This is a genomic window from Bartonella rattaustraliani AUST/NH4 (genome assembly GCF_000312565.1).
Classification (GTDB): Bacteria; Pseudomonadota; Alphaproteobacteria; order Rhizobiales; family Rhizobiaceae; genus Bartonella; species Bartonella rattaustraliani.
This window is the reverse complement of sequence record NZ_CALW02000018.1, coordinates 1-4,841: the sequence shown is the minus strand read 5'-3', so window position 1 is coordinate 4,841 and position 4,841 is coordinate 1. Positions and strand designations below refer to the sequence as shown.

General features: G+C 44.7%; 5 protein-coding genes. All 5 read left to right on the top strand.

The genetic code is table 11. From position 1 onward, the window contains the following. Positions 1–25: 25 nt before the first annotated feature. Positions 26–154: a hypothetical protein gene (locus BN67_RS15165; protein ID WP_019222669.1), complete on the top strand. Its 129-nt coding sequence runs from the start codon at positions 26–28 to the stop codon at positions 152–154. 289 nt (positions 155–443) lie between these two features. Next, positions 444–572: a hypothetical protein gene (locus BN67_RS15160; RefSeq protein ID WP_019222668.1), complete on the top strand. Its 129-nt coding sequence runs from the start codon at positions 444–446 to the stop codon at positions 570–572. A gap of 224 nt (positions 573–796) precedes the next feature. Next, a complete protein-coding gene (locus BN67_RS14035) occupies positions 797–946 on the top strand; it encodes a hypothetical protein (protein ID WP_019222666.1) in 150 nt (49 codons plus the stop codon). A 187-nt stretch (positions 947–1,133) separates the two neighbouring features. After that, positions 1,134–3,728, top strand: coding sequence for an ATP-dependent chaperone ClpB (gene clpB / locus BN67_RS02995; RefSeq protein WP_019222665.1), 2,595 nt, complete (start codon positions 1,134–1,136; stop codon positions 3,726–3,728). A gap of 796 nt (positions 3,729–4,524) precedes the next feature. Next, entirely contained in the window at positions 4,525–4,839 is a 315-nt protein-coding gene (locus tag BN67_RS02990; protein ID WP_019222664.1) for a hypothetical protein, read from the top strand. Positions 4,840–4,841 lie beyond the last annotated feature (2 nt).

Sequence of the window (4,841 nt, the reverse complement as noted above, 5' to 3'; positions counted from 1 at the left end):
CGCGTGAGGGGGCAAGAGGTGAAAAGTGAGAGGTCGGGGTGGTGAGGGAAATGTGCATGCGTGGGGGGAGGTGCGTGAGGTAGGGAGGGGCATGAATGGTGAGAAAGATTTGGGCGCTGTGAGATATGGCGTTGTGTTTGTGGGGTTGTGGTGATGGGGCTGTGTTGGTGGAGTTGATTTTGGGTGTAGGCAGAAGGGGAAGAGGGGGATGCTTTCTGTGAATTCACAAAAGCGTAAATCTGTGAATGTGTAAAAACAGAGGATTATGTTTTACGGTGTTTTATTATCGTAGCGTGAAAAGGTAAAGTGGAGAGGAAGATTTGTGAGAGGTATGAGGGAGAAAATGTGTGGTGAATGAGTGGAGTGAATGGGTGTGAAGAGGTAGACGCGGGGAGCAAGGAGAGGTGAGCACAGTGTGTGCGTGAGGGAGCAAGAGGTGAAGAGTGAGAGGTCGGGGTGGTGAGGGAAATGTGCATGCGTGGGGGGAGGTGCGTGAGGTAGGGAGGGGCATGAATGGTGAGAAAGATTTGGGCGCTGTGAGATATGGTGTTGTGTTTGTGGAGTTGTGGTGATGGGGCTGTGTTGGTGGAGTTGATTTTGGGTGTAGGCAGAAGGGGAAGAGGGGGATGCTTTCTGTAAATTCATAAAAGCGTAAATCTGTAAATGTGTAAAAAAGAGAGGTATGTCTTGTGACGGTTTTATTATTACAACGCAAAGAGGCAGGGTGGAAAAGTGGTATTCGTGAGAAGAGTAAAAGATGGGGTGAATGTGGGAGCAGGGATAAAACGTGAGGTACATGAGTAGAGGAATCGCATGCGTAGGGAGTTGGTATGAGGCGAAAGATGAGGTGCTTGTACATGAGGAGTCGCATGGAGATGGGAACGCAGATGTGGTTGTAGTGGCGCGTGGTGGTGTGGGCGTTTATAAGAAAATTGCAGTTTCTTGAAAAATAAAAGTCTATTTTCTTTTTTGCCTTGTACTCGTTCTTATGAGGACCCATATTTGCTTTAAGTACGACAGTTCTCTTTACTTTTGGGGGTACGTTGTTGGCTGTGTATGGTTTGAGCGTCTAACGTCTTGGGGAGTGAAAATGCGCGGCTAGTGAGAAGCTGGTGGTGCAAGAAAGGAAAAAAATGAACCTAGAAAAATACAGTGAACGGTTACAAGGTTTTCTACAAACAGCGCAAAATAATGCTCTTTCTTCTGATCATCAGCAGTTTATGCCAGAGCATTTCCTGAAAGTCTTATTAGAGGATCCGCAAGGATTGGCAGCGTCGCTGATCCAAAAAGCGGGCGGTGATCTCAACCTTATTCAACAAACCCTAAAAGAAGCGCTTGAGGCTTTACCAAAAGTTCAAGGAGGAAATGGGCAGCTCTATTTGTCGCAGCCGTTGGCAAAAGTTTTTGCTACAGCCGAAGAATTGGCAAAAAAAGCGGGCGATCAATTTGTGACCGTGGAACGCGCTCTCCAAGCACTTCTCATGGAAAATTCCGCAAAAACCGCCGATATTCTCACAAAAGCAGGTCTTTCTCCGCAAGCCCTTAATCAAGCCATTCATGCACTACGCAAAGGAAAAACAGCAACAAGCCCCCATGCGGAAAGCCAATATGAGGCTTTAGAAAAATATGCACGTGATCTCACCAAAGCGGCACGAGAAGGAAAACTCGATCCTGTTATTGGGCGCGAAGAAGAAATTCGGCGCACTGTCCAAGTTCTCTCACGACGCACGAAAAATAATCCCGTGCTCATTGGAGAACCAGGCGTGGGAAAAACAGCAATTGTCGAAGGTTTAGCGTTGCGCATTGTCAACGGAGATGTGCCTGAAACTTTGCGCGATAAGCAGCTCTATGCATTGGATATGGGAGCGCTTATTGCCGGGGCAAAATTTCGCGGGGAATTTGAAGAACGCTTAAAAGCAGTTCTCGCTGAAATACAAGCTGAAAACGGGCAGATTATTCTCTTTATTGATGAATTGCACAATCTTGTTGGTGCTGGAAAATCTGATGGACCTATGGATGCTTCCAACCTCTTAAAACCCGCTCTCGCACGTGGAGAACTCCATTGTGTGGGGGCAACAACACTTGATGAATATCGAAAATATGTCGAAAAAGATGCCGCTCTTGCGCGCCGCTTCCAACCCGTCTTTGTGCCCGAACCAACAAGCGATGATACAATCTCTATTCTACGTGGCATTAAAGAAAAATACGAACAACATCACAAAGTGCGTCTCGCTGATAGCGCTTTGATTGCTGCTGCACGCTTGTCTAACCGCTATATTACAGACCGTTTCTTACCAGATAAAGCGATTGATCTTATCGATGAAGCAGCTGCACGCTTGCGCATGCAGGTCGATTCAAAACCAGAAGAGCTCGATGCAATTGATCGCCGAATCCTACAGTTGAAAATCGAACGTGAAGCCTTGAAGACAGATGTGGAGCAAACCACAAAAGAACGTTTGAAAATTGTGCAGAGCGAACTCGAAAAATTAGAGCAACAATCTGCAGAAATGACAACTGCGTGGCAGGCAGAAAAACAAAAATTAGGGCACGCTGCCGATTTGAAAAAACAACTCGAAGATGCACGCAATGCTTTGGCTATCGCACAGCGTAATGGACAATTCCAAAAAGCTGGGGAACTCGCTTATAGTGTTATTCCTGAACTGGAAAAACAATTGCAAATTGCTGAAAGTGATGACCAACAAAATCATCTCGTTGAAGAAACTGTCACTGCTGAACATATTGCACAGGTCGTTTCCCGGTGGACCGGAATTCCCGTCGATCGTATGCTCGAGGCTGAACGAGAAGCGCTCTTGCGTATGGAAGATGATATTGGAACCAGAGTTATCGGACAAGGCGAAGCTGTGCAAGCTGTCTCTCGTGCCGTGCGCCGCGCGCGTGCTGGGCTGCAAGATCCAAATCGCCCTCTTGGTTCCTTCATGTTCTTAGGACCTACTGGTGTGGGAAAAACCGAATTAACAAAAGCGCTCGCCGCATTCCTTTTTCAAGACCCTCATGCAATGTTGCGTATCGATATGTCAGAATATATGGAAAAACATGCTGGTGCACGCCTGATTGGAGCCCCTCCCGGATATGTCGGATATGAAGAAGGTGGTGTGTTGACCGAAGCCGTGCGCAGAAGACCGTATCAGGTGATTTTGTTCGACGAAATCGAAAAAGCACATCCCGATATTTTTAACCTCTTGCTGCAAGTATTAGATGAGGGACGCTTAACCGATAGCCAAGGACGTACCGTCGATTTTCGTAACACATTGCTGATTATGACTTCAAACCTTGGTGCCGAGTTCTTAACTGCTTTGCCTGAAGGACAAACAACCGATCAGGCAAAAAATGACGTGATGAATGTGGTAAAAGCCGCTTTTAGACCAGAATTTCTCAACCGTATCGATGAGATTATCCTCTTTCAAAGATTACAACGAAAGGATATGGAAGCCATTGTCGATATTCAAATACAATCTCTGCAAAATTTGCTTGATGAACGAAAAATAATGCTGAATATCAAACCAGAAGTGCGGCAATTTCTCGCCCAGAAAGGCTATGATCCCCTCTATGGTGCGCGTCCTCTTAAACGCATTATCCAAAAAGAAATTCAAGACCCTCTCGCTGAAAAAATCTTGTTTGGACAAATTCATGATGAAACAACAGTGACAGTCGAAAAACAGGGCGATCAATTGGTCTTTTTGACAGAAAAAGAAAAAAAGAATGTTTGAAAAAAGCAGTGCAAAAACAGAAAAAACTTGACAAGGTAAATCTAAACAGATACCATGAGTGCAAGATCAGAGTTGTGTGTTCCTTAGTTTCTCAATAAGGGTAATAAGAGAAATCTTGAGATCTGTTCTTCCTTAAAGCGGTTCTCTTTGTGAAAGAAGAGGAAAAAGTGGGTGGGCGAAGGGTTCAGTGTGCTGTTCCTTTGTGCTGTTCCTTTGTGCTGTTCCTTTGTGCTGTTCCTTTGTGCTGTTCCTTTGTGCTGTTCCTTTGTGCTGTTCCTTTGTGCTGTTCCTTTGTGCTGTTCCTTTGTGCTGTAAAAATATCCTTTCAATGTATGGGGATGGCGATGCGGTTGTGGCTCGTGTCTATAGATCGTGTGTAAGAGGCATTGGGAACAAGAGCTTTGGGGGCAGATGGGGGCCGGTTTTTTTTAAAGATTCCCCGAAATTGTTTAGGGTGGGTGTTTCAAATTTCCAGATTTCTTTCGAAGAATTTCAAAAATTGCAAGTTTTCTATAAAACAAGATTGCTATAAAAATTTCAGGCTTTCTAACAGCAAGATTTTTTTAGAAAAATGAGGTTTTCTGCCTTTAAATTATGTTTTCCACTCTAAAAAGAAGGGGCAGGAGTCAATCTTACTCTGGAAAGGAATGGTTGAGCCAGTCCTTTTGTTTTGATTTTTAAGAAAAGGGTTATTTGTTTTTTTTAGCAAAGAAGTGTTTTGGAAATTTCGTGGCTGATTTTTACGTTGGTTTGTGTCTTATGAGGTTGGTACCTCATCATTTACGGGAATATGATAATGGCTGATGAACGTTGTCTTCCTTTGTCTCGAAAAGGGCGGAAAAAAAGGGCTGTGAATAAAGCAGCAAAACGCTTTAACGAAGCTCTGCTGACAGCTGCTGAGCAAGCTGGATACCATTATGGTGAGGATGGATTGGTATCTTATCTGCAATATCATGCTCTTAATAATCCTGTGCCTTTTTTTTCGCTTCTTGCAAAGGTTTTGCCTTTGCAGGTTACAGGAGAGGCAGGGGGCGATGTAAAAACGATTTCGCGTGTTGAAATTGTGCCGGTGAATGCAAAGGATACAGCCTCTGAGGATCAGGCGGGTTAAGA

Bases quoted from the DNA above. Each gene is read 5' to 3' on its own strand.
- BN67_RS14035 (WP_019222666.1), top strand. From the start codon at position 797: ATGAGTAGAGGAATCGCATGCGTAGGGAGTTGGTATGAGGCGAAAGAT.
- clpB (WP_019222665.1), top strand. From the start codon at position 1,134: ATGAACCTAGAAAAATACAGTGAACGGTTACAAGGTTTTCTACAAACA.
- BN67_RS02990 (WP_019222664.1), top strand. From the start codon at position 4,525: ATGGCTGATGAACGTTGTCTTCCTTTGTCTCGAAAAGGGCGGAAAAAA.